This window comes from Pedobacter quisquiliarum, from assembly GCF_014642175.1.
In the GTDB taxonomy this organism is placed as follows: Bacteria; Bacteroidota; Bacteroidia; order Sphingobacteriales; family Sphingobacteriaceae; genus Pedobacter; species Pedobacter quisquiliarum.
The window spans coordinates 191,132-217,417 of record NZ_BMIL01000001.1 but is presented as its reverse complement, the minus strand read 5'-3'; the positions used below and the strand labels follow the sequence as shown (position 1 = coordinate 217,417).

The window sequence follows — 26,286 nt, the reverse complement described above, 5'->3', positions numbered from 1 at the left end:
ATCTATAGTTCTTTTACAGCCTTTTTGAATTGGATTCCACGGTCCTCATAACTTGTAAAAAGGTCGAAGCTTGCACATGCTGGTGATAGCAGTACGGTGTCTCCCTTTTTTGCAAGGTGGTATGCCACTTGAACGGCTTCCTCCGCCGAAAAAGTGTTTACAATCATTTCAACATCATCTTCAAATGCTTCATGAATGCGCTTGTTATTCTTACCCAGGCAAACAATAGCTTTCACTTTGCTTTTTACCAGATCCTTAAGCATCTCGTAGTCATTGCCCTTATCTACGCCGCCCATGATCAACACCACGCCAGAACTTACACTTTCCAGTGCATACCAGGTCGAGTTTACATTTGTGGCCTTTGAATCGTTGATGTACGTCACACCAGAAATCTTCGCAACAAACTCCAATCGGTGCTCGATGTTTTTGATATCACCCATACCCTCACGAATGGTCGCGTTGCGGATATCCAACACTTTTGCTACAATACCGGAAGCCATGGAATTGTAGATGTTGTGCTTGCCTTGCAAGGCTAACGCTGCTATAGACATAGAAAATTGTTCTTTAGAGTTTATATTTATGTGGATTAGGTCGTCTTCTAACCAGGCACCCTGCTCTACATGATGCAGGATTGAAAACGGAAATTGCCTGGCCTGCAGCTTCATGGTCTGAAGGATTTTCATGGTTTCAGTATCATCAGCACAGTACACGAAATAGTCTGCATCCGTCTGATTTTGCGTAATGCGCATCTTCGATGCCGCATAGTTCGCCATTTTATAATCATACCGGTCCAAGTGATCCGGCGTGATGTTTAGCAGGACCGCAATGTCGGCTTTAAATTCATACATGTTGTCCAGCATAAAGCTTGAAATCTCAAGCACATACCAGTCGAACTGATCTTCTGCAACCTGCGCCGCAAAGCTCTTTCCGATGTTTCCAGCCAGTGACGCATTGATCCCTGCCTTTTTAAGCAAATGGTAGATCAAGGTTGACGTGGTGGTCTTCCCATTTGAACCGGTAATGCAGATCGTTCTTGCTTTGGTATAACGCTTGGCAAACTCGATCTCAGAAATCACAGGAATGTTGGCCTGCTTTATGGCTGCTACAATTGGTGCCTTATTCGGTATGCCCGGACTTTTAATGACTTCAATTGCATTTGTAATCAGTTCATTTGTATGCTGACCTTCCTCAAACGGAATTGCCAGCGCATTTAGCTTCTCTTTATAGGTATCGGCAATCCGGCCCGAATCAGAAACGAAGACTTCAAAGCCTTGCTTCTGTGCAAGCATTGCCGCACCATATCCGCTTTCACCAGCGCCTAATATCACAATCCTCGACTTCTCCATTATCTTACTTTTAGGGTGATGATGGTGATGATGGCCAGGAGAATTCCGATAACCCAGAAACGAACAACAATCTTCGCTTCATGGTAGCCTTTTTTCTGGTAATGATGGTGCAGGGGCGACATCAGCAAGATGCGTCTGCCTTCTCCAAAACGCTTTTTGGTATACTTGAAATAAGAAACCTGCAGCATCACGGATACGATCTCCACAAGGAAAACACCGCAAAGAATCGGGATCAGGAGCTCCTTACGAATCATGATCGCAAAAGCAGCAATGATACCCCCTATGGCAAGACTCCCGGTATCGCCCATGAAAACCTGTGCGGGATAAGAATTGTACCAAAGAAAACCGACACAGGCGCCCACAAAGGCTCCTGCGAAAATCATCAGCTCACCAGAATTCGGGATATACATGATGTTGAGGTAATCGGCAATGACCGTGTTACCAGAGACGTAAGCCAGAATACCTAGCGTAATCCCAATGATGGCGGATGTCCCCGTCGCGAGCCCATCTATCCCATCGGTAATATTAGCACCGTTAGATACCGCAGTAATGATCACCACCACGAATACCATAAATACCAGAAACGCATATTTCTCATAACCTGGCCCAATGAACTTCAGGACTTTTGCATAGTCGAATTCATTGTTTTTATAAAAAGGTACGTTGGTAATCGTCGTTTTAATATCTTGCGTATAGTAAAAGGTCTCCCCTTTCTGTCTAAGGACCATAGGTGCCTTTGACTTAATTACATTCGCCTCATCTACTTTCTGGCGTGCAACAATATTCGGGTGGGAGTACATCGTGTACCCGATGATGAGTCCAAGTCCAACCTGACCTACAATCTTAAAACGACCCGCTAAACCTTCTTTATTCTTTTTAAATACTTTAATATAATCATCAAGAAAACCTACTGCGCCCATCCATACCGTTGTGATGATCATCAGGATCACATAGATGTTCGATAAGTTTGCCAATAACAGTGTTGGAACCAGTATGCCGAGCAAAATCATGATTCCACCCATTGTCGGCGTACCTTGTTTTTGCATCTGCCCTTCCAGGCCAAGATTTCTTACGGTTTCACCCACTTGCATTTTACGCAGGTAGCTGATGATGTTATGCCCGAAAACAGTTGTAATGATCAAGGAGATGATAATCGCCAGTGAAGTCCGGAACGTGATGTATTGGAACAACCTTAAACCAGGAAAGTCATAGTGCTCGCGCAGATAGTCGAATAAATAATATAACATTAGCTGATCAAGTTTAATTGTTCCGTTAAAATTTCCTTATCATCAAAATGATACCTCACGCCATTGATCTCCTGGTATTTCTCATGTCCTTTTCCAGCAACTAAAATGATGTCTCCAGGTTTTGCCAGGTGACAGGCCGTTCTAATCGCTTCCTTTCTATCTGCTATCGTTAAGGTTTTACGTCTGTTTGTTGGGGATACACCTGCTTCCATATCACGCAGGATGGCATTTGGATCCTCCGTTCTCGGGTTGTCGGATGTTAAAATCACCTTGTCACTCCAGTCGCAGGCCACTTGCGCCATCACAGGGCGTTTTGTGGTATCGCGATCGCCGCCGCAGCCGATCACCGTGATCACTTGTTCGGTGCCTTTGCGAATATTGGAAATCGTACTCAATACATTTTGTACCGCATCCGGGGTATGTGCATAATCCACAATACCAATAATCTTCTGTGTATTGGCAACATAGTCGAAACGACCTTCAGCGCCACTCAGTTCACTCAAGACCGTTAGCACGTTCATCTTGTCTTCACCCAGTAAAATGGCCGTTCCATATACCGCAAGCAAATTGTAAGCATTGAAAGAACCAACCAACTTGAAGAATACTTCCAATTGATCGATCTCCAGATTTAAGCCACTGAAACTGTTCTCAATGATCTTAGCTTTAAAATCCGCCATTTGCTTCAAAGCATAGCTTTTCCTGGTTGCCCTGGTATTCTGCAACATCACCTGGCCATTTTTATCATCAGCATTCGTTAATGCGAAAGCATGTTTTGGCAGGCTGTCAAAAAAGCCCTTCTTCGCTTTAATATAGTTGTCGAAGGTTTTATGGAAGTCAAGGTGGTCATGGGTAATGTTAGAGAACACGCCGCCAACAAAGGTCAGTCCCTCAATCCGGTGCTGAACAACAGCATGGGAGCTCACCTCCATAAAGCAGTAAACGCAACCTGCATCCACCATTTGCTTCAACAGCAGATTCAATGCAAGCGGGTTTGGTGTGGTGTGTGTAGCTGGAACCACTTGTTCTTTGATCTGGTTCTCTACTGTAGAAATCAAACCTACGGCATAACCCAGTTCCGTAAAAAGCTTAAAGAGCAAAGTTGCAATGGTCGTTTTTCCATTGGTACCGGTAATTCCAACCAGCTTAAGTTTGCTGGAAGGATTTCCATAGAAATTTGCAGCCATGATACCCAGGGCTACGTTTGCATTTTCTACTTGTATATAGCTCAGCCCATCTTCAAATGTTTCCGGGAGGTCTTCACAAACAATGACATCCACGCCAGCTGCAATGGTCTGCGGGATATATTGATGACCATCGGTCATCGTACCTTTTATGGCAAAGAAAACAGCGCCAGGCCCTGCTTTTCTGGAATCAAATTCCAAGGCCGTAACCGTCCTGTTGGTTACACCAACAAGCTTTAGTATTGTTACGCCATATAGGATCTCCTGCAACTGCATGTTATTTCAATTCTATTTGTACGCCTAAGCCCTTACTGATCTTTGATCCCGGAGCAATAGACTGTTTCAAAACTTTTCCACTTCCTGTTACTTTAGCCTTAAGTCCTGCATTCCCCAATAGGTACAATGCGTCCTTAAGACCCATGCCGGTAACATTCGGCATCACCCCCTTAGTAGAGGTGTATTCCTGATAAACCAGTCCATTGCTGGTGTCAATGCTGTTAAAGTAGTCGCCCTTTGCCGCATAAAGTGTCTTGATGCCCAAGGACTGATAAACGGTCTTAACCGCTTTACTTTTTCCAGCTTTAGCTTCTGGCGCTTTGGTGTTTCCAACCAAATGCGTCGTATAGTTTTTGGCCAGCGACATATCGCTTGCATAAATACGATCGGCAATTTCTTTAAATGGAGGCCCTGCAACCAATGCAGCATAGTAAGCGCCTTTCGGATCATTGATCACGACAATCAGTGAATACTTCGGGTTGTCTGCAGGGAAATAGCCACAGAACGAACTTTGATATTGTCTTTTTGCACGGTAGCCCTTGTTGCCATCAGCAACTTGCGCGGTTCCGGTTTTACCGGCAATTTTGAAGTATTTAGAAGCCAGCGACTTTCCGGTACCTTGCGTGAAAACGCCTTCCAGCAGTTCCTGCATTTTGGTTACGGTCTCCTCAGAAGCCATCTTCTCATTGATCACCTTGGCCTCAAATTGCTCGATAGGATTACCCAGCTTGCGGATTTCTTTAACAAAGATTGGAGCGATCAATTTGCCGTTATTGGCGATGCCATTGTAGAAAGCCAGCATATGTAGCGGTGTCAACTGCATTTCATAACCATAGGCCATCTGTGGCAGCGTTAGGTTCTTGTTCCAGCTTTTATTTTTCGGATTTTTTACCACCGGCTGCGCTTCACCAGGAATCTGCAGGCCCATTTTTTCATTCAGTCCCCAGCGATAAAGGTGATCCGTGAATTTAGACTGATCATTGCGGTAGTGTGTATTTACCATCTGTGCAATAGCTGCATTCGAAGATTCCGTAAAAGCACGCTTCACAGAAACCACCCCAATACTACCATGCGAATCTTTGATCGTCTTGCCGGGAACCCTGTAGTTCTCTGTAGAAACCATGGTATTGGTATCCACCATTTCATCTTCAAGCAAGGCCATATAGGAAGCAACTTTAAAAGTCGATCCAGGATCCTGGTTACCCGCAATTGCGTAGTTGAAGGTTTCTTTATATTCCCCTTTCGCAACCTTTGTATAATTCGCAATCGCACGTACTTCACCGGTTTTTACTTCCATCAAAATCACGGTACCATGGTGTGCATCACTTGCAATAAGCTGTCTTTCTAGTGCACTCTGGCAAAGATCCTGCATGTTGATGTCGATTGTAGAGATGATGTCTGCCCCTTCTTTAGAAGCGATTTCCGCCTCTTCATTAACTGGCACCCACACACCGCCCGCAGTACGCTGTACAAGGCGTTTACCACTTTCGCCGTCTATGTATTTTCCATAAGCACCTTCAAGACCCACACCGTTTTTAACATTCGCGTTCTTATAGCCAATGGTTCGCTTTGCTAGGAACTGGAAAGGTAAAATCCGCTTATTCTGCTGGATGGCGATCAGGCCACCTGAATACTTTCCGATGTTAAATAACGGGAAGCTGCGCACCATCTTCAAATCCTGATAATTTACCTTGCGCTTAAGCAGCAAGTATCGCGCGGAATCCTTCCGTGCGCTGCGCAATAAGCGGGCATACTCTTTAGGACTCTTATCCTTGAAAAATCCAGCCAATTGGATGGCCAGTGAATCTACCTTACTGTAGAATACTTCATTATCGGTAATGCCACCTGCATAGGTATCCATGCGCAGCTCATACTCTGGAACTGAAGTCGCCAGTAAACTTCCATCGTTAGAGTAAATATTTCCACGTGCAGGCTCAATGTTGACATACTTTGTAGAGAGGCTATCGGCCATGGCACGCCATTTACTCCCCTCTACAAACTGTACATCGCATAGTCTGACCAATACCGCCACGGCAAGCAGTACAATCAGGCCGAAAGCCAGATAAACACGTATTAATATGTTTGCTCTAATGTTCATTGTTCTTCACAATAATTTTCTTCGGTGGCTCGGTTAAAGTCCTTACACCCAAAGTATCTACTTTCTTTGCAACCTCTGTTAATTTGCTTTTAAACATCAAGTCGGCCTTTAGCGACTTGTACTCCCAGCTCAGTTCTTTCACTTCCTTCTGCAGCTTGTCGATGTTCCGGATGTTTTTCATCGCGATATGACCGTTACCGATATAAAGCATACCTAAAAAGGATAAAAACAACAAAAACGGCAACATCTCCGTTGCAGCTTCTTTACTTACACCGCCCTCGCTAAAGAGCTTTTTGAAGAATGTTTTGGCGCCAATCTTGCCTTCGGGAGCCACTTGCTTCGGCCGCTCCTTTTTGATTTTAATTACTGGTTCAGCAATTAATTCCGGCTCCTCTTCTTCATATGTTCTGAACTGGTTACTCATATCTTTTCTCCAATCCGTAATTTTGCACTTCTTGAACGGCTGTTATCCACCAGCTCGTTATCATCAGCAACAACAGCTTTGCGTGTCACCACATTGAAGGGCTTCAGCTGGTTACCATAAAAATCTTTATCAACATCTCCGCGGACCTTACCTTTTGCAATAAAGTTCTTCACAGGCCGGTCCTCAAGGGAATGGTACGACATTACCACCAGGCGCCCTCCTGGGTTTAGAACTTCAGCAGTTTGCTCCAGGAAGCTTTCAAGCACTTCAATTTCTTTATTCACTTCAATACGCAGGGCTTGAAATACCTGCGCCATATACTTATGCTCTTTACCTTTAGGAATGTGGTTGGCAACTGCGGTTTTAAATTCCGCAAGGGTATTGATCGGCTGCGCAACACGAGCGGTTACCACAGCTTTAGCAAGCGACTTCGCGTTTTTAACTTCACCATAGATACCGAAGATGCGATGCAACTGCTCTTCCGTATAGGTATTCAGAATGGTCGCCGCAGTAACGCTGCCTTGCTTATCCATACGCATATCTAGCGTCGACTCGAAACGCGTAGAGAAGCCTCTTTCAGGTTCATTGAACTGGTGAGATGAAACACCCAGATCAGCAAGGATACCGTCTACTTTCTTGTATCCAAGTAAACGGAGGTTATTTTTTAAATAGGCGAAGTTTTGATCTACAAAATGAAATCTTGGATCATCAATTTTATTGCGCTGGGCATCCGGATCCTGATCAAATGCAATCAGTACACCTTTATCACCAAGATGCTTTAAGATTTCCCGGGAATGGCCGCCACCACCAAAGGTTACGTCAACATAAACCCCGTCGGGTTTAATGTTTAAACCATCGATACATGCCTGCAACAATACTGGTACGTGGTAATTAGTTTCCATTTGCGCCCTTCTTGTTTTTCTCTCCCATTACTTCTTCTGCTAAAAGTGCAAAGCTCTTCGGATCCTCATCAAACAGCGACTCGTAAGCCGATTTGTTCCAAACCTCGATTTTATCCAGCTGACAAGCCAACACCAGTTCGGAATTGTTTGTAATGCCTACTGCTTCCATCAGCGACTTCGGAAGATTAATCCTTCCGGTAGCATCCATCAGCAGTTCTGTCGCGCCACGGGTAAATAATCGAATGAAATTCCGATGTTTTTCCTCGTATTGATTCAAGGTACTTAACTCCTCAATCTTCGCTTCCCAAACTTTCTTCGGATAAATGACAAGGTGCTTTTCGAAACCACGATTGATGACAAGTCCCTCTTGGTCAACATTTGGCAATTGCTTCTTTAGACCGGAAGGCACCATAAGGCGACCCTTCGCATCTAATTTACAATCGTACTCTCCCAGCAGTTGAACCATTTTGATCTCTACACTTTTTATGTAGGGTAAAATTAACTACTTCTACCACTTTTTACCACTTTCTACCACAAAAAATTTATCAACATGGTATCGAGCAGCAAAAAGGGCCTTGGCGGCCCTTTTCAACAAGATATTAACGTGGGAGATTTTCCCATGAAAGTCCAAATTCTAGGCAAAAGGAAGTGAAACATGGAAAGTAGAACCTTCACCAACAGCACTTTCCGCCCAAATCTTACCGCCGTGGCTATCAACGATTTTGGCGGCGATATACATCCCCATTCCAAGACCGGAATGCTTACTGATAACTTCCGGTTCACGGTGAAATTTTTGAAATATTTTGGTCAGGCCCTCAGGCGAGATGCCTATACCTTCGTCTTTAATCGAGAGGATTAAGGTGTTATTTGTAAAGTCATTTACAGTTTTCAAATGAACCTTAGTACCTGGCTGAGAGTACTTTGCAGCATTGCTAATCAAATTACTCAGCACCTGCTCCAAACGCAGCTCGTCAATGACAATCATACTGGTCTCTTCACAGTTGATAATCAATTGATGATCTGGAATTAAGTGCTTTAGGTCTTCTACGGTATGCTGTATATAGTTTCCGAAGTCCACTGGTGCCATGTTATACTCCAACTGGCCGATTTCGATTTTTGCGGAGTCGAGCAACTGGAGTGCTAGTGTAGAAAGCTTCATGCATTGCACATTCATCTTTTCTACGATAGACTGCGCCTGTTCCACCGTTTTGACCTTGGGAGACAGCGCAAGTTGCCCGTAGGCTTTTAAAATTGTTATTGGTGTTTTTAACTCGTGACTGGCCATGGATATGAACTCCGACTTAAGTTCGTTCATGACCTTAGAAGCCCTAAGCTCTGCTTCCTGCAACTCTGCTTTCAGCGTAAGTTCATTCTTGCTGATCTTAAGAATTTCATAGGGTGAAACAGGACCATTTTGTTCCAGTGCTTCTGCGATTTTGTAAATCTTAACCCTATTCAGATTCAATGACCGGGGTAAGCCGATCGAGAATTCTATAGTAATTTTCTCACCAGCAGTAAAGGTTTCAAAGAAGGGAACCAATTTCTTAGCATACATGAATTGTTCGGGATCGATAGCAGCCTCTTCCGCAGGATAACATACCTTACAGATCAGTTTGTGCCTACGATCCTTCTCTTCGATCCCCAGATGCAGTATACCATTATCAGTATGCTCCGTCATGACGCGGACCACCTCCGAAACGGCACTTGCAAAAGTGCTTCGTGTGGATAAGTTCAGGTGCAGCAGCTCTGTTATCTTCAGAAACTTCTGACCAGACAATACCACATCCATCTCATTTTCTAATGTAACCTCTGCTAACCTTATCATACCTTATTTATCTTTATAATAACCACCGACATGTCGTCCGTATGCCGCGCAAAATCTTTATAAATCGCTGCTGCAATTATGATCGGATCATGCCGCTGAATGTGGGGATATTTTGCAATGTCCCAGCGCGTCTTAATACCATCAGAACACATAATGATGAATCTGTAGTCTTTCGCGGCAATCTCATGACTGGTCATGGTGTTTGGGATGTTGTGCCCAATAATGCCATTATAAGGCATTACATTCTTGAATTCGTTATTGCTTAAAATCTTTGAAGATATGTTTCCTACCCCCAGAATAGCGTAGGTGTCCTTTTGCCCGTCATAGACCAGGATTGTACCAACACCACCCCTTGTCTTCTTCAGCGGCGGGTGCATATATCTGATGATTTCTGCCGGATCGTTTGCAGGGCACAGCTTGAAGGCATTTGCGGCTTCTTCAACAGCTTTATTCGCCTCAGGCCCATGTCCTAAACCATCCAACAGCAGCAGCTTAAAGTAACGTTCAGAGAACTTATAAGTAAAGCCGTCACCACTGACATTTTCGGGTGCCTTCGGCACCACAATGCCGCGTACCACAATCCGCCGGTTTTCGGTACGTGCCTCGGTTTTATAAAGACGGGTAACCAAAATGGTGCCCCAGCCTTTTAGCGAGTAGATGCTGAAAAAATCAGACATCCTTTTAATACTGCCCAGTCCATGACCAAGCGTGCTACCTGTGGATATTCCATCAAGCATCATCGTGTTCACGTCGGTAAACCCGGGCCCATTGTCAATGGCTATTATCTCTACGTATTGATCGTTACCCAGTCCCTGTACAGCACAAAGCACCTCTCCACCATTCGTATATTTGTCCAGGTTAGAGGTGATTTCCGCTACGATCAAGTCCAGGTAAGCGATCTTTACCTCGGGGAAGTCTGCCTGAACGGCTTGTTTATGAATACCTTTACGCAGCAAGGCATAGAAGCTCCTGTCTGAAGCTTCATATCGTGTGTAGATCTTATTAACCATTACACCACTTGATGATTGATACCTTCGTACCAACGCCTACGGCAGATTCAATGTCAAACTCGTTCACCAGGCGCTTTGTACCTGGTAAGCCAAGTCCCAGACTTTTACCCGTAGAGTAACCATCCTTCATCGCGAGTGCAATGTCGGGTATACCGGGCCCCTTATCAATAAAGATCAGCCGTACACCGAACTGGTTCCGCTTTGAAACCGCTTCGATAACCACCTGTCCACCCCGTCCGTACTTTAACATGTTCCGCACCAGCTCACTGGCTGCCGTAATGAGTTTCGTCTGATTAACCAAACCCATTTTCAGCTTTACAGCACATTCTTTAACCCGGTTTCGAAATGGCACCACATCCTGATCCTGCTGGATCAGCATGGATTGTTTAGTAATCACGCTGATCATCTGGCTCATACCCATCCTCATCTTCGCTAGATGAATAGTCATCCAAGTTTACTTTAGCGCGCAACAGTTCCATGCCACGCTCTACATTTAATGCTGTGTGTACGCCAGTTAAGGGTAACCCAAGTTCAATAAGCGTGATGGCAACAGCAGGCTGCATACCAACAACAACTGTTTCTGCATCAAGGATTTTAGACATACTAGCAATGTTCCCAATGATTCTCCCCATGAAGGAGTCGACAATGGAAACCACAGAGATGTCGATAAGTACACCTTTGGCATTCGTGTCGCTGATCGTTTTGATCAAATCAGCTTCAAGGTTTAAGGCCAATCGGTCGTACAAATCCACTTGAATGGTGACCAAAAGGAATGGCCCCATTCTTAAAATAGGAATTTTTTCCATGTACTATCGGTTAGCCGGGGTTTGTTGCTTTCTAACTTCCAGCTTTAAGGACTGGAATGAGAATCTAAGTGCATGCGCAAGTGATGCCTTGGTGATGATGTTTGATAAGTCGATACCAAGGTGTACGATCGTTTGTGCAATTTCCGGACGGATACCGCTGATCACACATTCCGCACCCATCAGACGAGTTGCAGCTACTGTTTTCATCAAATGTTGTGCAACCAGTGAATCTACCGCCGGCACACCTGAAATATCCAGGATCGCAATGCTGCTTCCAGTTTCAACAATGGCTTCCAACAAGTTTTCCATTACGACCTGAGTTCTGGCGCTATCAAGTGTTCCGATGATCGGCAACGCAAGGATACCTTCCCATACGCGGATAACCGGTGTAGAAATTTCGGAAATCTCATCAGTTTGTCTGATGATCACCTCTTCACGTCCACGGATGAATGTTTCAAAGGTGACAATGCTGAAGCTATCAAAAAGGTAGTTTAATTTCTTGCTTGCGGCATAAAGCTGCGCAGGTTGTGAGATCAATTGTGCTTCCAGCACATCAATAATGGCGTTCTTCATGCCATTAACGAAAACACTTGTTTCTTTAGGACTGAATCCCAATTTCGCACGGCTAATCGAAAGGTCCGACAGGGATTCAACAACTTCGTCAAATTCCGGTGCATCACCGTTCCCAAGGTTCTCTTCGTTTAAGTTTCTAAGAAAGGCAGTGATCAATTCTTCAGACTGCTCCTGAATTTCCTGACTGCTAATCAAATCATCATTGAAAGACATGGCGCTAGCTTGCGTTTTACTCCAGTTTTCTAAGATAGTGCTTTGAGAGTTCTTTAAAATCTCTATTATGTTTGATCCCATTTAAATTTAGTTAATGCGCAAATATAGCATAATGATCAAGTAATTGCCGGCTAATTAAACCAGGTTTGCTTGCATCCATTTCACACTCGAAGCCGGATCTTCAATGGATTTTGCACCATCCTGCTCAATAAAAGTATGTAGCACACCCGACTGCCCGGCATTCGCAAAGATGCGCTTGAAGTCTACCTTTCCCTGCCCCACAGGACATGGTCTTTTTGTTGCCGGATCAATGTCTTTTACATGCCACAAAGGGAAGCGGCCCGGGTACTGTTTGAACATCTCCACAGGATCCATACCTGCTTCAGTAGCCCATGCCAAATCCACTTCCATGAAAACCTGATCTTTATTGGTTTGTCCAAGTACATAATCGTAAGCACTAACACCATCAATTTTAGTGAACTCCGATTGGTGGTTGTGGTATGCAAATTTCATCTTTTGCGCCGCTGCAAGTTCCCCCGCTCTGGAGAAGATTTCCGTGGTTCTTTTGATTTCGTCCATGTTTGCTTCTGCAGAGCTGGAGCAGATCACCCAGGAACAACCACCAGCAGCAGAATCATCTACAATTTGCTGCACATCATCACGCAGGTTTATACGTCTGTTTGGCGCAGTGGGGTTTGGCGCCTGACGCGGTAATCCCTGGTAGTGATTACCGATCCATTTCATCCCCTGATCTTTCACCATCCTGGCAAATTCGGCAGGTTTATGGCCGTAATACAAACCCGTTGGCGTACCGGTGGCGGTTTCAAGCTCCTTCACGCCAATGGCGGCAATCTGTTTTAACACCTCTGCCGTGTTTGCGTCTTTAGCATTAAAAAGAAAGTTCAGCGTGTAAGTCTGCAGCCCTATCGGCGGGTGCTTCAGCTTTCCTGCGGAAAGGATGCTGCTTGAACAGCCAAAGGAAGAAAGCACGCCGGCTCCGGCCAATGCTCCTGTGGCTTTTAAAAACGATCGTCTGTTAAACATACTAGGTAATATTAGGTTAGGTTCAGCCTTTTGGCTCCGCACAATTTAATAATAATCTGCAAACCTTTCCACAATATTCAGCAACCGGATTGATGAAGAAAAACCGGACATAAAAGCCACAAATGCTTCTACTTTCAACCGCGTTTCGTTCGCCTATTGTTCGCCTTTCGTTCGCCTATGCTTCGGCTCAAGGCGAAGGAAAGGCGAACAGGATCCGAATAAAAGCTGTACGAAGCCATAATATGCCTCTCGTCCCAGTTCTGGTTTAGCTTGATGTTTAAGAAAGAAAACGATGTTGTAGTTCGGGTGCAGGCACCATGCAGCTATCCTGTTTGCCCCAGATGCGGTAGCGATTGCGGGCCACCAGTTTGTAAACTGCATCACGAAGGAACGCCGGTACAAGGATAAACACATATAGCAGTTTCCAGCCCCCACGCAGGTGTCTGGCAATGCGCAGTGCAGCCGTGGAGCGGGCATAAAGCTTTCCATCTTCCAGCAGCAGAATGCTGTTCGCCGCATCACCAGGTATTGGCAGCGATTGCAACAGCTGGGCAGCAGCAGCACTTTGAAGTGCCGCGAGTTTGAACACAGCGGCTTTGTCGTGCTTTATAATAAACTGCACGGCAGCATTGCAGAGGTTGCAAACGCCATCAAAAAATATCACGGGCTGAGCCATGCACAAAGGTACTAAATGCGCGATATTTGGACCATGCGCTTTGCGCTTCATTCAATTTTTTTATATTTGCGCAACCCTAAGTCCATGCAAAAACGAACACTGCTAGACGGTCCTAAGTTTCAAATCACAATCAAAAGGTTGTGTCATCAGCTTATTGAAAATCATACGGATTTCTCAAATACAGTACTAATTGGTATTCAACCCCGTGGCAGTTACTTTGCCGACAGGGTGCAGCAGGAGCTTTCCGCAGTACTTCCCGAAAGTAAAATTCGCAAGGGAAATCTGGACATCACTTTTTTCAGAGACGACTTCAGAAGGAAAGATGGTTTGGTTTCCGCAAGCTCAAATAGCATCGATTTTATCATTGAAGGTAAAAACGTGGTGCTTATTGACGATGTGCTGTGGACCGGAAGGACAATCCGCGCGGCACTTGACGCGCTGCTTGCTTTCGGAAGACCAGCAAAAGTTGAACTTATGGTGCTTATAGACCGCAGGTTCTCCAGACATGTACCTATAGAAGCAGATTATACCGGACAGGAAGTGGACAGTGTGGATTCTCAGCTGGTACGGGTAACCTGGAAAGAAGTAGACGGCGAAGACAGAGTAATTTTATTATCAGATAGAAACAAATAAGAAATGGCAGCAGAAAAACTATCAACCCGGCATCTTTTAGGCATTAAAGATATCAACCGGAATGATATTGAACTCATTTTTGAAACTGCAGATAATTTCAAAGGGGTGATTAATCGTCCCATTAAAAAAGTTCCTTCGCTGCGCGATATTACCATCGCCAACATCTTCTTTGAGAATTCAACGCGTACAAAACTATCTTTTGAACTTGCTGAAAAGCGACTTTCTGCGGATGTGTTGAACTTCGCCGCTTCATCCTCTTCGGTAAGCAAAGGTGAAACCCTTATTGATACGGTAAACAATATCCTGTCCATGAAGGTGGATATGGTTGTGATGCGTCATCCCTATGCCGGTGCGGGTGTGTTTCTAAGCAGACACATCAATGCGCAGATCGTGAATGCCGGTGATGGTGCCCATGAACACCCGACACAAGCCTTGCTGGATGCTTTTTCCATCCGGGAGAAACTTGGCGATGTTGCCGGGAAAAAAGTTGTAATCGTTGGCGACATCCTGCACTCGCGGGTAGCCATTTCAAATATCCTGTGCCTGCAGATGTTGGGCGCCGAAGTTATGGTCTGCGGACCTACGACTTTAATTCCAAGACACATCCATGAACTGGGGGTAAAAGTAGAACACAACCTCAGGAAAGCACTCAACTGGTGTGATGTTGCCAATATGCTGCGCATCCAGCTGGAAAGACAGGACATTAAGTACTTCCCATCCCAGCGGGAATACGCCATGATGTACGGCCTGAATAAGGAAATTCTGGACAGCCTTGACAAAGAAATTCTGGTGATGCATCCGGGGCCAATCAACCGCGGTGTGGAAATCACCAGTGATGTAGCGGACAGCAAACAATCCATTATCCTGGATCAGGTGGAAAATGGTGTGGCTGTACGTATGGCCGTACTCTATCTACTTGCCGCTCAGCGCGATTAGCATTTACCCTTATTCCTGCAATACCATTAATTGCAACTTGCCGTTTAACAAGTTATCAACATATGTTTATTACAATTGTTAACAAACTTCTTAGATATAACTATATTCGCAGCAACCATATTTGAACCCAATGCAGAAGAAATACCTCTTTATTCCGCTATTACTGGCTGGAAACCTATCCACCGGATATGCGCAAATCAGTAATATCGTAAATCTAAATAAAAACTATCAGACTGGTCTGGAGCTGCTTAATAACGAGAAGTACGTTGCTGCTGCTCAACAATTCAGACTGGTTGAACAAAGCAGGCAGAAACCTGCGACCCAGCAGGAAAGCAATGCAGAACTCTCGCTTTTGCGTGAAAATGCAAAGTTTTACGCTGCCGTTTGTGCTTTAGAAATCGGCAATGCTGATGCTGAGGCTTTATTCCAGAGCTTCATCAAAGAGCACCCCTTAAACCCAAATACAAAGCTCGCGTATTTCCATGTTGGTAAGTCGTATTTCGACCAGAAACAATATGAGAAGGCATTGGAGTGGTTTGAAAAAACGGATCCATCTACCCTTTCTGCAAAGCAGAGACTCGAGTATCAATTTAAGCAGGGCTATGCTTATTTCCAACTGAACGATATTGAACGTGCAGAGCCGCTATTTGAAGCAGTAAAGAAAGAAGACTCCCCATTTCAGGAAAGTGCAACCTACTATTTTGCATACATCAACTACCTGAACAAGGAATACAAAACAGCGCTTGCAAATTTTGAAAAATTAAAGGGCTCCCCTACTTACGAGTCCAGCTATCCATATTACATTACATCCATGTACTACCTGGATGAACGGTACGATGATGTAATTTCCTATGCGGTTCCTATTTTGAAGTCGACCAAGCAGGAATATGAAACCGAGATGCTGAGCTTAATTGCAGCATCCTACTTTGCGAAGTCAGATTATAAAAACGCGGAAATTTACTTCCGTGATTTTTATGCGAAAAACACTAATGGTGTTCAGAACAACCTTTTCATCTACCAATATGGTTACACGCTTTACAAGCAAAAGAAAAACAAGGAAGCGGTAGCGGTTCTGGAAAAGCTAACCAAAGATGATGTCTACCTGCAGAATGGTATGTTCACCCTGGGACAGCTGTTTATTGAAGCGGGTAATAAGGATAAAGCAAGAAGTGCATTCTTCAGGGCTTCAAGACTAGAGTTTGATAAGGTTGTGCAGGAAGATGCCTGGTTGAACTATGCGAAACTAAGCTACGAGCTGACCTTCAATTCACAGGCGCTAGAATCTACCCAGAGCTTCCTAAAGCAGTTCCCAAGATCAAGACGTATCAATGAAGCGAAAACCTTGCTGGGTGAGATTCTACTGAGCAGCAAAAACTATCAGGCGGCAATTGATATTCTGGAGCCGATTCCAAACAAGACTAAAGAAGCGCGGGAAGCCTATCAGAAGGTTACTTACTTCAGAGGTTTGGAATTCTACAACGAGCGTGCATTTCCAAATGCACTATCTATGTTCCTGCGTTCACAGAACTTCAACGAAGACCCGGAGATTACGGCATTAACCACCTATTGGAAGGCTGAGGCAGGATTTGAACTCCGCAAGTTTGGCGAGTCGGTAAGAGACTTTGAAAAATTCCTGGCGACGCCTGAAGCAAGTAAGACAAAGGTGTACAACTATGCAAATTATGCATTGGCCTACGCAGCTTTCGAAGATGAAAAATATAGCAAAGCAGCCAACTACTTTGAGCGTTTCCTAGACGGTAATGATAAAGATCCAAAAACGGTTAATGATGCACGTATCAGACTTGCAGATGCATATTTTGTGAGCAAAAGTTACCAGAATGCTTTGGCGAACTATAACCAGATCATCAACAGCAAAGCTTCGGGTGAAGATTACGCTTTATTCCAACGTGGTATGATTCAGGGTCTGCAGGGACAGGATGATGCAAAAATTGCTACGATGCAAAGTTTGCTTGCGCAGTTCCCGGGTTCCAACTATGCGGATGATGCAGGTTTCGAAATGGCCTACACCTACTTCAATAAAGGCGATCTGCAGAAATCTAAAGATGACCTTAGTGCTTTGATCACCAAATACCCGAACAGCAGTTATATTCCTAGAGCATTGGTAACAATCGGTTTGGTACAGTACAACCTGAACCAGGATGATGCAGCTTCTGAAACGTTCAAGAAAGTTATCAATGAGTATGGTAGCACGGAAGAAGCGAAACAGTCGCTGGAATCCATCAAGAACATCTACATCGACAAGGGTGATTCACAAGGATTCATTGACTACGCAGGTACGACGCCGATTGGTAACTTCACCGTAGCAGAGCAGGACAACATTGCCTTTTCTGCTGCTAACGTACGCTATTTAAAAGGTGATGCACAAGGAACCATTGAAGCGGTAAATGCTTATTTCGACAAATTCCCGAAACCAATTCACGATAAAGAAGGACGTTTTATCCGCGCGGAGTCACTTGTAAAAGTTGGCCGCGCAGCAGATGCCATTCCAGATTATGAGTACATCCTGAACGACTGGACCAGTGATTATACAGAGCGCTCGCTGATCAGCATTTCTGAACTTTACATGAAGGATAAGAAATACAATGAGGCGATTGTGTACCTGAAACGTCTGGAAACCACTTCTGATTACAAAGCCCACTACACCTACGCCATCAATAACCTGCTTAAAGCCTACAGTGCTTTGAACATGTCTGATGATATCATTAAGTACGTGAAGCTTATCAAGGATTCTGATAAATCTTCAGAGGAAGAAAAAAATAGTGCTGACTTATATGCTGGAAAGGCTTATCTGGCGAAAGCGGATACCACATCAGCGGTTAAGGCATTCGGTAATGTTGTTGCTAAAACCAAGACGGTTGCGGCTGCAGAATCCAAATACAACCTTGCGGCAATTCAATATGCTAAAGGCGATTACAAGACGTCGTTGAAGACCTGTTTTGACCTGATCAACAACATGGCTTCGCATGATTACTGGGTAGCTAAATCGTTCCTGCTGCTAGCAGACAACTATGTGGCTACAAAGGACAACCTTCAGGCGAAGAGTACTTTGTTAAGTTTGATTGACAACTACGAAGGCGACGACGAGATTGTACCTGCGGCAAAAGAGAAATTGGCAAATATTAAATAAGCACACGGAAATGAAATTCAACAAATTTATATATACTACCCTCGTTCTTGTTGGTTCTGCAGGTTTGGCCGCACAGGCACAAGACGTGAAGAAAACGGAAAAGACGGACGAGAAAACCATCAACGAGGAAATTGAAGTTGTACGACCATACAAGCCGATTCTTGCTGAAGCCGTAAAGCTTAGAAGAAGTCCGGATTTGAACGATGTTGTTGATTATAAAGCAAAATTCAACTACTCCCTAACGGACAAGAAACTAGAACTGAACTCCGACATCAATAAGCTACAGGCGCAGCAACTTGCCGCAGCGCGTGAGGAAGAATTGATAAACAATTATGCGAAGGCTGGTTTTGGCTCGGCAACCACAACTTTACTGGAAGCTTATGTGAACACTGGCCGCGATGAGGCACTTCAGGCAGGCGGTTATTTCAGACATTTTGGTCAGGAAGGCAAGTTGGCAGGACAGCAGTTCAACCAGCAGGAATTAAGTGTTTTCGGAAGAAGCATTACCGATCAGGCCACATTCAGCGGTCGCGTAAACTACCAACGTAATGGTCTTCGCTTTTATGGTCAGGATCCATCAAGACCTGATTTCAACCTTGACCCTGCGAAGCAGGGCTTCAACTTCATTGAAGCCGAAGGTGAAGTCGTAAACCGCTACAGCACGGACGAAGATGCACTAAGCTATGCTGCGAAAATTAACGGTTACCTGTGGGGTGACAAGTTCGATGCCCGCGAGAACGCGGTAACGGTAAACGGTTATGTGAATAAGCGTATCCAAAGCTTCAACCTGGGGCTTGCCGCAGGACTGGATTTCGGGTCGACCAAGAGCACTGACTTTAAAGTTGCCAACAACCTGTTGCGCTTAAACCCGTACATCCGTTTGCAGGCAAGCGGTGTTAAGATTAACGCAGGTATTAACTTCGTGCAGGAGTTTGGAGATTTCTCGACCAGCCGGATCTTCCCGTTGGTGACGGCAGATTTCACGCTTGTTCCAGACTACCTTCAGGTATTTGGAGAGCTTAAAGGTGATGTGAATCGTAATACGATGAAGGCATTTACCGATGAGAATCCATTCTTAAACAGCAACATCAGCATACAAAACACAATTGAAAAGATGAGCATTACCGCTGGAATTAAAGGTACCGGCGGACCTGGCTTTGGCTATAAAATCAAAGCTTATCACAAGAAGATCACTGATATGCCCCTTTTCGTAAACACCTTCGGTGCGGAAAACAGATTTGACGTGATTTATGACTTCGGGAACATGAAGCTCACTGGTCTAAATGGTGAAATTACGGTTCAGGTTAGTGATGCTTTGCGCTGGACCGGTGGCGTGACAATGGAGCAGTACAAATCTGCAGTGGAAAGCGAAAGCTGGTTTAAACCACAGGCACGTTTAACTTCTAATTTGCTATTGAACATTACCGATCAACTTAGCTTCAATGCCGCAGCGTATATGCAGGGTGAAAGCAAAGCGAAGATTTACACTGCACAACCTGCAAACCCGTACCTACTCCCTGATCCATCCATTGAAAACATCGTGACCATGAAAGGTTTTGTGGATCTTGGCCTTGGTGCTGATTATAAAATCAATAAGCAATTTGGTGCATTCTTAAAAGTGAATAACTTGTTGAACACCAACAACAGCCGCTTCTTATACTACAACAACATTGGATTAAATGTATTTGGAGGTATCTCCTACGCGTTCTAGGCATTTTGCTTATTAATTGCTTACTATAGAATTATAATTTATTTTTACCCAGATGGAGATAGTTAAGTACGTAGCTGAGTTGATTCAGTTTCATAAAGAAGTTGGAATTGATGGCTTTGGAACCATATATAAAAAGAAATCTCCGGGCAGATATGATAGCGTAAGCAGGACTTTTCTGCCTCCAGGATCGACTACAGCATTTAAGCAGGAGGTAACAGAATCGAACCTGTTAATTAATGAACTGATTGCTAAAGAAAACAGCAGTCCCGCTGTTGCTGCAGATGCGGTTAGCCGTTTTGCCCTACAGCTTATACAACAGCTAAACGAGTATGGCCATGCAGACTTTTCGCCAATCGGAAGGTTGCGTAAGGCCAATGGCATTATACTACTGGAACAAAGTACGGACTTCAACCCTGGTAAGGAGTTCTTTGGCTTGCCGAAAATTACTGAACCTGAAGCACCTGTAACGGTTATTCCGGCGACACCTGTGATCCCGGTAACCATACCAGTGAGCGCAGTTGTGGAGGAAGACAGTTCAAAAGAAGCAGAAATCATTCAGGAAAATATGCTGGAAGAAGAAAATCCAGGTAAAGAGACGAATGAAGAAATATTAACAGAAATCCGCAGACCAATTATAGAGAATCGGATCAACTACACCATCAAAGAAGAGAAACCCGCGGAAAGTGGTTCCCTACTCACTAAGGTTGCCGTGGTGTTGCTAGCGATTTTATTGTTGAGTGTTGCGGCATATTACTTATACCCGAGGTTCTCTACTTCCTTTACAGAAGAACCAACTGTGCCAGCTGCGGCAACGCAACAGCTGCGAACCGACAGTTTAGCCCGTGTTGCACGTGAGCAGGCGATATTGGACTCTGCGACGGCTGCAGACACGCTGGTAAATGCTTCCGGTAAAATGGAAAAAGCGCCTGCTGTAGATAGTGTGAAGGCGGTTGTGCCGGTGGTTAAAGCACCCGCAGAAACTGCGGTGACCTACGAAGTTATCGGTGCTTCAGTATTGAACGAGAAAGAGGCGAGCTGGTTTATTGAAACCATGAAGAAAAGTGGTATTAAGGCTAAGGTGGTTCATAACGCACCGGGCAAGAGACTAAAGATGAGTATTGCAACGTTAAAAGACGAAAATACGGCGAAGGCTGAGCGCGACAGGCTGGGCGAAAAATTGAAAATTAAAGGCTTATACATTTACAAAAACAAACCACAATAATATGATCACATTGCTACAAGTTCCCGTAGACACAGCAACACAACTTACTGATACCGCCAGCCTGACAAACCAGGTTGTTGCCGCACCACCTGCGGAAATTCACTTTATTGACTTATTATTTCAAGGTGGATGGGTGATGATTCCATTGGCATTACTGGCCTTCCTGGGCCTGGTAATTTTCATTGAAAGATACATCACCATCAGAAATGCATCGAAAAGTGAAGCAAACCTGATGCTTTCCATCAAACAATATATTCATGAAGGAAAATTAGATCACGCCATAACAGTATGTAGAAATAACCGTTCTCCTTTAAGCAGGATGTTGGAAAAAGGCTTAAGAAGAATTGGCCGTCCGATTAAAGAAATTGAAGGTGCCATCGAAAACGTTGGTAAACTTGAAGTATCCAAAATGGAGAAAAACATCAATATCCTGGGTATCGTTGCTGGTATTGCGCCAATGCTTGGATTCGTAGGAACGATCATTGGGGTTATTCAAATTTTCCATGATGTATCCATTAAAGGTGCTATTGAGATTGGTACCATCTCAGGTGGTTTATATGTGAAGATGATTACTTCAGCAAGCGGATTGGTGATCGGTATCGTTGCTTATGTACTTTACCATATCCTGAACATGATGGTGGAACGCATCATCCTGCGCATGGAGACAGATTCAATCGAATTTATTGACCTTTTAGAGGAGCCAGGTAAATAATGAATTTACGTAAAAGAAATAAAGCAACGGTTGAAGTGCATACTTCTGCACTGAATGACATCATGTTCTTCCTGCTGTTGTTCTTCCTGCTTGCCTCTGCGGTTGTAAATCCGCAAGTGGTAAAGTTATTGCTGCCAAGATCTGAGTCGGGGCAACAATCGAACGCGCAGAAGACCATCACCATATCGATCAGTGAAAAGCTGGAGTACTTTGTCGAGAAACAACAGGTAAACCTGGAAAGCCTTCAGGCCGAGGTTGAAAAATACCAGGCCGCTTCTCCAGACTTAACCATCGTATTATATGTAGCGAGAGGTGTGTCCATAGAGAACACCATGCAGGTTTTTGATGTTGCAAATCAGTTGAAGCTAAAAGTTGTTTTAGCTGTAGAACCTAAGAAATAATGATTTACCAAGAGGAAGAAAATAATTACCCCAAAGCGTTAGCCATCTCGACAGGGATTATGGCGCTTTTTCTTGTGTTAAGCTATTTCATAGCCATTGGTACATTTGAACCACCGGTTGAAGCTGGTATGGGTGGTATTGTGGTGAACTATGGAACTTCTGTAGAAGGTATGGGAACAGACTACACCAGTCTTGAAGAACCTTCAGCTGATCCGAATGCCAACAACGAAATGCCAGATAAGGTTGTTCCTGTTCCGCAGGAGCCAACGAAGAGTGCTGTAGAATCCAGTGCAAAAGAAATCCAGACGCAAAGTACAGAGGAGGCCGTAGCGGTAAACACGAAGAAGTCGACCAGCACTGCTGCCCCTACTGCTGCTGCAGAGCCAAAGCCTGCGACCCCAACGATCAACCAGAATGCTTTGTACAAAGGCAAGAAAAGTACTGGTACCGGAAAGGGTGATGGAACAGGTAGTACCCCCGGAAATCAGGGTAGCATCAATGGTGACCCACTTTCAAATAATTACGGCGAAGGCGGTTCAGGTTTTGGGGATACGCCGATTGCTTTACGACGGTTCACCAATCTGGTTACACCACAGGATGACGGGCAGAAAACAGGTAAGATTGCGGTTCGTATATCCATCAACCGCGATGGGATTGTTATCAATGCTGTTCCGGGTGTTAAGGGTACGACCCTGAATGACCGTGAACTTTGGCAGAAGTGTAAAGAAGCGGTAATGGGCGCACGCCTGAACCAGAGCGAGAATGCACCGGACGTTCAGGTTGGTGTGGTCATCTTTAACTTCAAGGTAAAATAACCGATTCGCTTCCATCTCAACATTCATGAACTACACAGAGACACTGGATTTCCTTTACAGTAAACTTCCAATGTTTACGCGGATTGGAGAAGCAGCGCTTAAAAAGGATTTAACCAATACACTTGCACTTTGTGAAAGCCTGGGCAATCCACAAGAAACATTTAAAAGCATCCATGTTGCCGGCACGAACGGTAAGGGATCAACCTCCCACATGCTTGCTGCAATTCTACAACAGGCCGGTTATAAAACCGGCCTTTATACCTCCCCTCACCTCAAGGACTTCCGGGAGCGGATCCGCATAAACGGAAAAATGGCCCCCAAGGCCTTTGTCACCGCCTTTGTAAAACAACAGCAGAAAGTAATTGAGCGCGTTCAGCCCTCTTTTTTCGAGGTAACGGTTGCCATGGCATTCTCCTACTTCTCGATTGAAGCCGTTGATGTGGCCATCATTGAAGTTGGTCTGGGCGGCAGACTGGACTCGACAAACATTATCCATCCGGAAATATCCTTAATCACAAACATTAGTTTTGACCATGTAAGTCTTCTGGGCGACACACTCGACAAGATTGCCTTTGAAAAAGCAGGTATCATTAAGTCGAACGTACCTGCAATCATAGGCAGCTACACAGCGGAGACTAAGCCTGTATTCTTTTCAAAAGCAGCTGAAGTGGGTACAACCTTGCAGTTTGCCTCGGATGAATACCAGCTGGAGAATTTGCGTACAAGCAAGGATGAACTTGTATTTTCTGTCCTCGAGCAAGGTAAGTTATGCTACAAGGACCTGAAGCTGGATCTTAGTGGCAGCTACCAGCAATATAATGTTCCGGCGGTAATTGCTGCTGTCGAGCAGTTGAAGGCACGTGGGTTCAAGATCGAACAGGCTCATGTTTATAACGCACTTCGCCAGGTAAAGAAGCTGACCGGCCTGCAAGGACGCTGGCAAACCCTTAGTTTGCAGCCGCGGGTGATCTGCGACACCGGGCATAATCTGGCAGGTATTACGGAAGTGCTGAAGAACATTCAGGCAACGCCGCACAAACATTTACATTTTGTAATTGGCATGGTCAAAGACAAGGACATCTCCAGTATCCTGCAACGCCTGCCAATAGATGCCACCTACTATTTCACGCAACCAAGCCTTGAACGCGCCTTGCCTGTGGCCGACTTAAAAGCACAAGCAACTGCATGTGGACTTAATGGTACAGCATACGCCTCTGTAGCGGAAGCATTAGCCGGCGCAAAAGCACATGCCGCAACCGATGACCTCATTTTTGTAGGCGGAAGCACCTTTGTAGTCGCTGAAGTTTTATAAATTCTTTACATTCTTGTACTGTTTTCGGCGGGCTATAGTTTATACCTTTAGCGCACTAACACGACATGATGAGAAAAGTATACTTGTTGATAACCGCATTGTTCCTGCTGAATCCTGCAGTCTATGCACAGAAAAAAACGAATAAAGCTGCCGCTGGTAAAAACGGTGCAACTTTGGAAAGACCAAAGCTGGTGGTCGGACTTGTTGTAGATCAAATGCGCTGGGATTATCTGTACAGATATTACGATCGCTACTCGAGCGGCGGTTTCAAGCGTTTGGTGAATGAGGGTTTCTCTGCAGAAAACACGATGATTCCATATCTGCCAACGTACACCGCTTGTGGACATGCTTCCATATACTCGGGTTCCGTGCCTGCAATTAACGGTATAATTGGTAACAACTGGTATGACCCAGAGCTTCAGCGCGACATGTATTGTGCAGAAGATAAAGCGGTGAAATCCGTAGGCACTACAACAACCGCTGGAGAGATGTCGCCAAAAAACATGCTTAGCACCACCATTACGGATGAGTTAAGACTGGCTACAAACTTCAAGAGCAAGGTGATTGGTATATCGATGAAAGACCGGGGTGCTATACTACCTGCGGGGCATTCTGCAAATGCAGCCTACTGGTATGATGGTTCTAGCGGGAACTGGATCAGCAGCACCTACTACATGCAACAACTGCCAACATGGATGGAGCAGTATAACAATGCAAAGCACCAGAACAAGTTCTATGAAAAGAACTGGGAAACGTTATACCCGATTGATACCTATACACAAAGTACATCGGATGAAAAACCCTATGAAGGCCGCTACAAAGGCGAAAGCAACTCCAGCTTCCCTCATAAATTAACGGATGCCATCAATAAGAACTATGACCTGGTTAGAAGTACGCCTTTTGGAAACACCATGACGTTGGATCTTGCTAAACTGATCATTGAAAAGGAGCAGATGGGTCAAGTTGGTAACACGGACTTCCTTGCGGTTAGTTGCTCTTCAACAGATTATGTGGGCCACCAGTTTGGGCCAAACTCTATTGAAGCGGAAGATACCTATCTGCGTTTAGACAAGGATCTGGAAGCATTCTTCAACTACTTAGATAAGACCATTGGAAAAGGCAAGTACCTGTTCTTTTTATCAGCGGATCATGGTGCGGCCCACGTACCCAAGTTTATGGAGGAAAATAAAATGCCAGGTGGCGTGGTGAGCAACAGACAAATTGCTGCCGGATTAAACAAGCTGCTTGAAACAGAATTCAAAATTCAAAAGACCGTTTTAACGGTGATGAACAATCAGGTTATCTATAATAAGCCTGAAATCGAGAAAGCAAATCTGAATTTCGAAGATATTAAAAGAACGACCATCAAGTTTCTGAAGCAACAAACCGGTATTCTAAACGCTGTTGACATCACGCAGCTGAGTAATGCAACCTTACCGGACTTGCTTAAACAACGTATTGCAAATGGCTACAACGCACGTCGTAGCGGTGATGTATATTTCATCCTGAACCCGAACTGGTTTGATGGCGGAAGTACCGGAACGACGCATGGCTCCTGGAATCCTTATGATGCGCACATTCCGGCAGTATTTATGGGCTGGAAAGTGAAGCCCGGCAAGACGAACAAACCGTACCACATGACAGACATTGCGCCTACGATTGCGGCGATGTTACAAATACAAATGCCGAGTGGCACAGTAGGTCAGGCGATTACAGAATTAACAGATCAGTAGCAACTTGTTTTCAGCTAATTGAAATTAGCCTTACCTTTATCG

24 protein-coding genes are annotated in these 26,286 nt (G+C 44.7%); 10 read left to right on the top strand and 14 right to left on the bottom strand.

The genetic code is table 11. The features are described 5' to 3' along the window. Nucleotides 1-2: 2 nt before the first annotated feature. The 14 genes from murD to IEW69_RS00880 all read right to left on the bottom strand — a co-directional run bounded on the left by murD (nt 3) and on the right by IEW69_RS00880 (nt 13,672). On the bottom strand, nt 3-1,346 hold the full coding sequence (murD, locus tag IEW69_RS00945) for a UDP-N-acetylmuramoyl-L-alanine--D-glutamate ligase (RefSeq protein WP_188624941.1): 1,344 nt from the start codon (nt 1,344-1,346) through the stop codon (nt 3-5). Beyond that, nucleotides 1,346-2,593 carry a phospho-N-acetylmuramoyl-pentapeptide-transferase gene (gene mraY / locus IEW69_RS00940; protein WP_188624940.1) on the bottom strand — a complete coding sequence of 416 codons (1,248 nt, stop codon included), beginning with the start codon at nt 2,591-2,593 and terminating at the stop codon, nt 1,346-1,348. Before mraY ends, murD begins: the two co-directional genes overlap by 1 nt. Next, nucleotides 2,593-4,050, bottom strand: coding sequence for a UDP-N-acetylmuramoyl-L-alanyl-D-glutamate--2,6-diaminopimelate ligase (locus tag IEW69_RS00935; protein ID WP_188624939.1), 1,458 nt, complete (start codon nt 4,048-4,050; stop codon nt 2,593-2,595). Before IEW69_RS00935 ends, mraY begins: the two co-directional genes overlap by 1 nt. 1 nt (nt 4,051) lies before the next feature. Then, nucleotides 4,052-6,148 carry a PASTA domain-containing penicillin-binding protein gene (locus IEW69_RS00930; protein ID WP_188624938.1) on the bottom strand — a complete coding sequence of 699 codons (2,097 nt, stop codon included), beginning with the start codon at nt 6,146-6,148 and terminating at the stop codon, nt 4,052-4,054. Next, nucleotides 6,138-6,572 carry an FtsL-like putative cell division protein gene (locus tag IEW69_RS00925; RefSeq protein ID WP_188624937.1) on the bottom strand — a complete coding sequence of 145 codons (435 nt, stop codon included), beginning with the start codon at nt 6,570-6,572 and terminating at the stop codon, nt 6,138-6,140. The genes IEW69_RS00930 and IEW69_RS00925 overlap by 11 nt, the downstream gene beginning before the upstream one ends. After that, on the bottom strand, nt 6,569-7,474 hold the full coding sequence (rsmH, locus tag IEW69_RS00920) for a 16S rRNA (cytosine(1402)-N(4))-methyltransferase RsmH (RefSeq protein WP_188624936.1): 906 nt from the start codon (nt 7,472-7,474) through the stop codon (nt 6,569-6,571). The genes IEW69_RS00925 and rsmH overlap by 4 nt, the downstream gene beginning before the upstream one ends. Next, on the bottom strand, nt 7,464-7,940 hold the full coding sequence (mraZ, locus tag IEW69_RS00915) for a division/cell wall cluster transcriptional repressor MraZ (RefSeq protein ID WP_188624935.1): 477 nt from the start codon (nt 7,938-7,940) through the stop codon (nt 7,464-7,466). Before mraZ ends, rsmH begins: the two co-directional genes overlap by 11 nt. 168 nt (nt 7,941-8,108) lie before the next feature. Then, nucleotides 8,109-9,299, bottom strand: a complete 1,191-nt coding sequence (locus IEW69_RS00910; RefSeq protein ID WP_188624934.1) for a sensor histidine kinase — start codon at nt 9,297-9,299, stop codon at nt 8,109-8,111. Next, nucleotides 9,296-10,309 (bottom strand): PP2C family protein-serine/threonine phosphatase, encoded by a 1,014-nt coding sequence (locus IEW69_RS00905; protein ID WP_188624933.1) that lies wholly within the window; start codon nt 10,307-10,309, stop codon nt 9,296-9,298. Before IEW69_RS00905 ends, IEW69_RS00910 begins: the two co-directional genes overlap by 4 nt. Further along, nucleotides 10,302-10,757, bottom strand: a complete 456-nt coding sequence (locus IEW69_RS00900; RefSeq protein WP_229663475.1) for an anti-sigma regulatory factor — start codon at nt 10,755-10,757, stop codon at nt 10,302-10,304. Before IEW69_RS00900 ends, IEW69_RS00905 begins: the two co-directional genes overlap by 8 nt. After that, a complete protein-coding gene (locus IEW69_RS00895) occupies nt 10,696-11,115 on the bottom strand; it encodes an STAS domain-containing protein (protein ID WP_188624932.1) in 420 nt (139 codons plus the stop codon). Before IEW69_RS00895 ends, IEW69_RS00900 begins: the two co-directional genes overlap by 62 nt. A gap of 3 nt (nt 11,116-11,118) precedes the next feature. Continuing rightward, complete coding sequence (locus tag IEW69_RS00890; protein ID WP_188624931.1) at nt 11,119-11,982, bottom strand: STAS domain-containing protein; 864 nt, start codon at nt 11,980-11,982, stop codon at nt 11,119-11,121. Nucleotides 11,983-12,036: 54 nt separating this feature from the next. After that, on the bottom strand, nt 12,037-12,945 hold the full coding sequence (locus IEW69_RS00885; protein ID WP_188624930.1) for a TIM barrel protein: 909 nt from the start codon (nt 12,943-12,945) through the stop codon (nt 12,037-12,039). A gap of 277 nt (nt 12,946-13,222) precedes the next feature. Further along, on the bottom strand, nt 13,223-13,672 hold the full coding sequence (locus tag IEW69_RS00880; protein ID WP_229663474.1) for a thiol-disulfide oxidoreductase DCC family protein: 450 nt from the start codon (nt 13,670-13,672) through the stop codon (nt 13,223-13,225). A gap of 33 nt (nt 13,673-13,705) precedes the next feature. On the opposite strand from IEW69_RS00880, the gene pyrR reads away from it, so the two are divergent. From pyrR to pafA, 10 genes are all read left to right on the top strand, one after another. After that, entirely contained in the window at nt 13,706-14,254 is a 549-nt protein-coding gene (pyrR, locus tag IEW69_RS00875) for a bifunctional pyr operon transcriptional regulator/uracil phosphoribosyltransferase PyrR (RefSeq protein ID WP_188624929.1), read from the top strand. Between the two features lie 3 nt (nt 14,255-14,257). Further along, the gene (locus IEW69_RS00870) at nt 14,258-15,190 is read left to right on the top strand and encodes an aspartate carbamoyltransferase catalytic subunit (protein WP_188624928.1); all 933 of its coding nucleotides are present in this window, start codon (nt 14,258-14,260) and stop codon (nt 15,188-15,190) included. Nucleotides 15,191-15,320: 130 nt separating this feature from the next. Beyond that, nucleotides 15,321-18,338, top strand: coding sequence for a tetratricopeptide repeat protein (locus tag IEW69_RS00865; RefSeq protein ID WP_188624927.1), 3,018 nt, complete (start codon nt 15,321-15,323; stop codon nt 18,336-18,338). Between the two features lie 10 nt (nt 18,339-18,348). Beyond that, entirely contained in the window at nt 18,349-20,049 is a 1,701-nt protein-coding gene (locus IEW69_RS00860; protein ID WP_188624926.1) for a TonB-dependent receptor, read from the top strand. 52 nt (nt 20,050-20,101) lie between these two features. Beyond that, complete coding sequence (locus IEW69_RS00855; protein WP_188624925.1) at nt 20,102-21,271, top strand: hypothetical protein; 1,170 nt, start codon at nt 20,102-20,104, stop codon at nt 21,269-21,271. Between the two features lies 1 nt (nt 21,272). Beyond that, nucleotides 21,273-21,983 carry a MotA/TolQ/ExbB proton channel family protein gene (locus tag IEW69_RS00850; RefSeq protein WP_188624924.1) on the top strand — a complete coding sequence of 237 codons (711 nt, stop codon included), beginning with the start codon at nt 21,273-21,275 and terminating at the stop codon, nt 21,981-21,983. Beyond that, nucleotides 21,983-22,384 (top strand): ExbD/TolR family protein, encoded by a 402-nt coding sequence (locus tag IEW69_RS00845; protein WP_188624923.1) that lies wholly within the window; start codon nt 21,983-21,985, stop codon nt 22,382-22,384. The genes IEW69_RS00850 and IEW69_RS00845 overlap by 1 nt, the downstream gene beginning before the upstream one ends. After that, complete coding sequence (locus IEW69_RS00840) at nt 22,384-23,199, top strand: energy transducer TonB (RefSeq protein WP_188624922.1); 816 nt, start codon at nt 22,384-22,386, stop codon at nt 23,197-23,199. The genes IEW69_RS00845 and IEW69_RS00840 overlap by 1 nt, the downstream gene beginning before the upstream one ends. 25 nt (nt 23,200-23,224) lie before the next feature. After that, nucleotides 23,225-24,511 (top strand): bifunctional folylpolyglutamate synthase/dihydrofolate synthase, encoded by a 1,287-nt coding sequence (locus IEW69_RS00835; RefSeq protein WP_188624921.1) that lies wholly within the window; start codon nt 23,225-23,227, stop codon nt 24,509-24,511. Between the two features lie 65 nt (nt 24,512-24,576). Next, nucleotides 24,577-26,244, top strand: a complete 1,668-nt coding sequence (pafA, locus tag IEW69_RS00830) for an alkaline phosphatase PafA (protein WP_308420544.1) — start codon at nt 24,577-24,579, stop codon at nt 26,242-26,244. Nucleotides 26,245-26,286: the final 42 nt, after the last annotated feature.

What these genes read in the sequence shown, in the direction of transcription:
- murD (WP_188624941.1), bottom strand. Translation starts at nt 1,346, where the DNA reads ATGGAGAAGTCGAGGATTGTGATATTAGGCGCTGGTGAAAGCGGATAT.
- mraY (WP_188624940.1), bottom strand. Translation starts at nt 2,593, where the DNA reads ATGTTATATTATTTATTCGACTATCTGCGCGAGCACTATGACTTTCCT.
- IEW69_RS00935 (WP_188624939.1), bottom strand. Translation starts at nt 4,050, where the DNA reads ATGCAGTTGCAGGAGATCCTATATGGCGTAACAATACTAAAGCTTGTT.
- IEW69_RS00930 (WP_188624938.1), bottom strand. Translation starts at nt 6,148, where the DNA reads ATGAACATTAGAGCAAACATATTAATACGTGTTTATCTGGCTTTCGGC.
- IEW69_RS00925 (WP_188624937.1), bottom strand. Translation starts at nt 6,572, where the DNA reads ATGAGTAACCAGTTCAGAACATATGAAGAAGAGGAGCCGGAATTAATT.
- rsmH (WP_188624936.1), bottom strand. Translation starts at nt 7,474, where the DNA reads ATGGAAACTAATTACCACGTACCAGTATTGTTGCAGGCATGTATCGAT.
- mraZ (WP_188624935.1), bottom strand. Translation starts at nt 7,940, where the DNA reads ATGGTTCAACTGCTGGGAGAGTACGATTGTAAATTAGATGCGAAGGGT.
- IEW69_RS00910 (WP_188624934.1), bottom strand. Translation starts at nt 9,299, where the DNA reads ATGATAAGGTTAGCAGAGGTTACATTAGAAAATGAGATGGATGTGGTA.
- IEW69_RS00905 (WP_188624933.1), bottom strand. Translation starts at nt 10,309, where the DNA reads ATGGTTAATAAGATCTACACACGATATGAAGCTTCAGACAGGAGCTTC.
- IEW69_RS00900 (WP_229663475.1), bottom strand. Translation starts at nt 10,757, where the DNA reads ATGACTATTCATCTAGCGAAGATGAGGATGGGTATGAGCCAGATGATC.
- IEW69_RS00895 (WP_188624932.1), bottom strand. Translation starts at nt 11,115, where the DNA reads ATGGAAAAAATTCCTATTTTAAGAATGGGGCCATTCCTTTTGGTCACC.
- IEW69_RS00890 (WP_188624931.1), bottom strand. Translation starts at nt 11,982, where the DNA reads ATGGGATCAAACATAATAGAGATTTTAAAGAACTCTCAAAGCACTATC.
- IEW69_RS00885 (WP_188624930.1), bottom strand. Translation starts at nt 12,945, where the DNA reads ATGTTTAACAGACGATCGTTTTTAAAAGCCACAGGAGCATTGGCCGGA.
- IEW69_RS00880 (WP_229663474.1), bottom strand. Translation starts at nt 13,672, where the DNA reads ATGAAGCGCAAAGCGCATGGTCCAAATATCGCGCATTTAGTACCTTTG.
- pyrR (WP_188624929.1), top strand. Translation starts at nt 13,706, where the DNA reads ATGCAAAAACGAACACTGCTAGACGGTCCTAAGTTTCAAATCACAATC.
- IEW69_RS00870 (WP_188624928.1), top strand. Translation starts at nt 14,258, where the DNA reads ATGGCAGCAGAAAAACTATCAACCCGGCATCTTTTAGGCATTAAAGAT.
- IEW69_RS00865 (WP_188624927.1), top strand. Translation starts at nt 15,321, where the DNA reads ATGCAGAAGAAATACCTCTTTATTCCGCTATTACTGGCTGGAAACCTA.
- IEW69_RS00860 (WP_188624926.1), top strand. Translation starts at nt 18,349, where the DNA reads ATGAAATTCAACAAATTTATATATACTACCCTCGTTCTTGTTGGTTCT.
- IEW69_RS00855 (WP_188624925.1), top strand. Translation starts at nt 20,102, where the DNA reads ATGGAGATAGTTAAGTACGTAGCTGAGTTGATTCAGTTTCATAAAGAA.
- IEW69_RS00850 (WP_188624924.1), top strand. Translation starts at nt 21,273, where the DNA reads ATGATCACATTGCTACAAGTTCCCGTAGACACAGCAACACAACTTACT.
- IEW69_RS00845 (WP_188624923.1), top strand. Translation starts at nt 21,983, where the DNA reads ATGAATTTACGTAAAAGAAATAAAGCAACGGTTGAAGTGCATACTTCT.
- IEW69_RS00840 (WP_188624922.1), top strand. Translation starts at nt 22,384, where the DNA reads ATGATTTACCAAGAGGAAGAAAATAATTACCCCAAAGCGTTAGCCATC.
- IEW69_RS00835 (WP_188624921.1), top strand. Translation starts at nt 23,225, where the DNA reads ATGAACTACACAGAGACACTGGATTTCCTTTACAGTAAACTTCCAATG.
- pafA (WP_308420544.1), top strand. Translation starts at nt 24,577, where the DNA reads ATGATGAGAAAAGTATACTTGTTGATAACCGCATTGTTCCTGCTGAAT.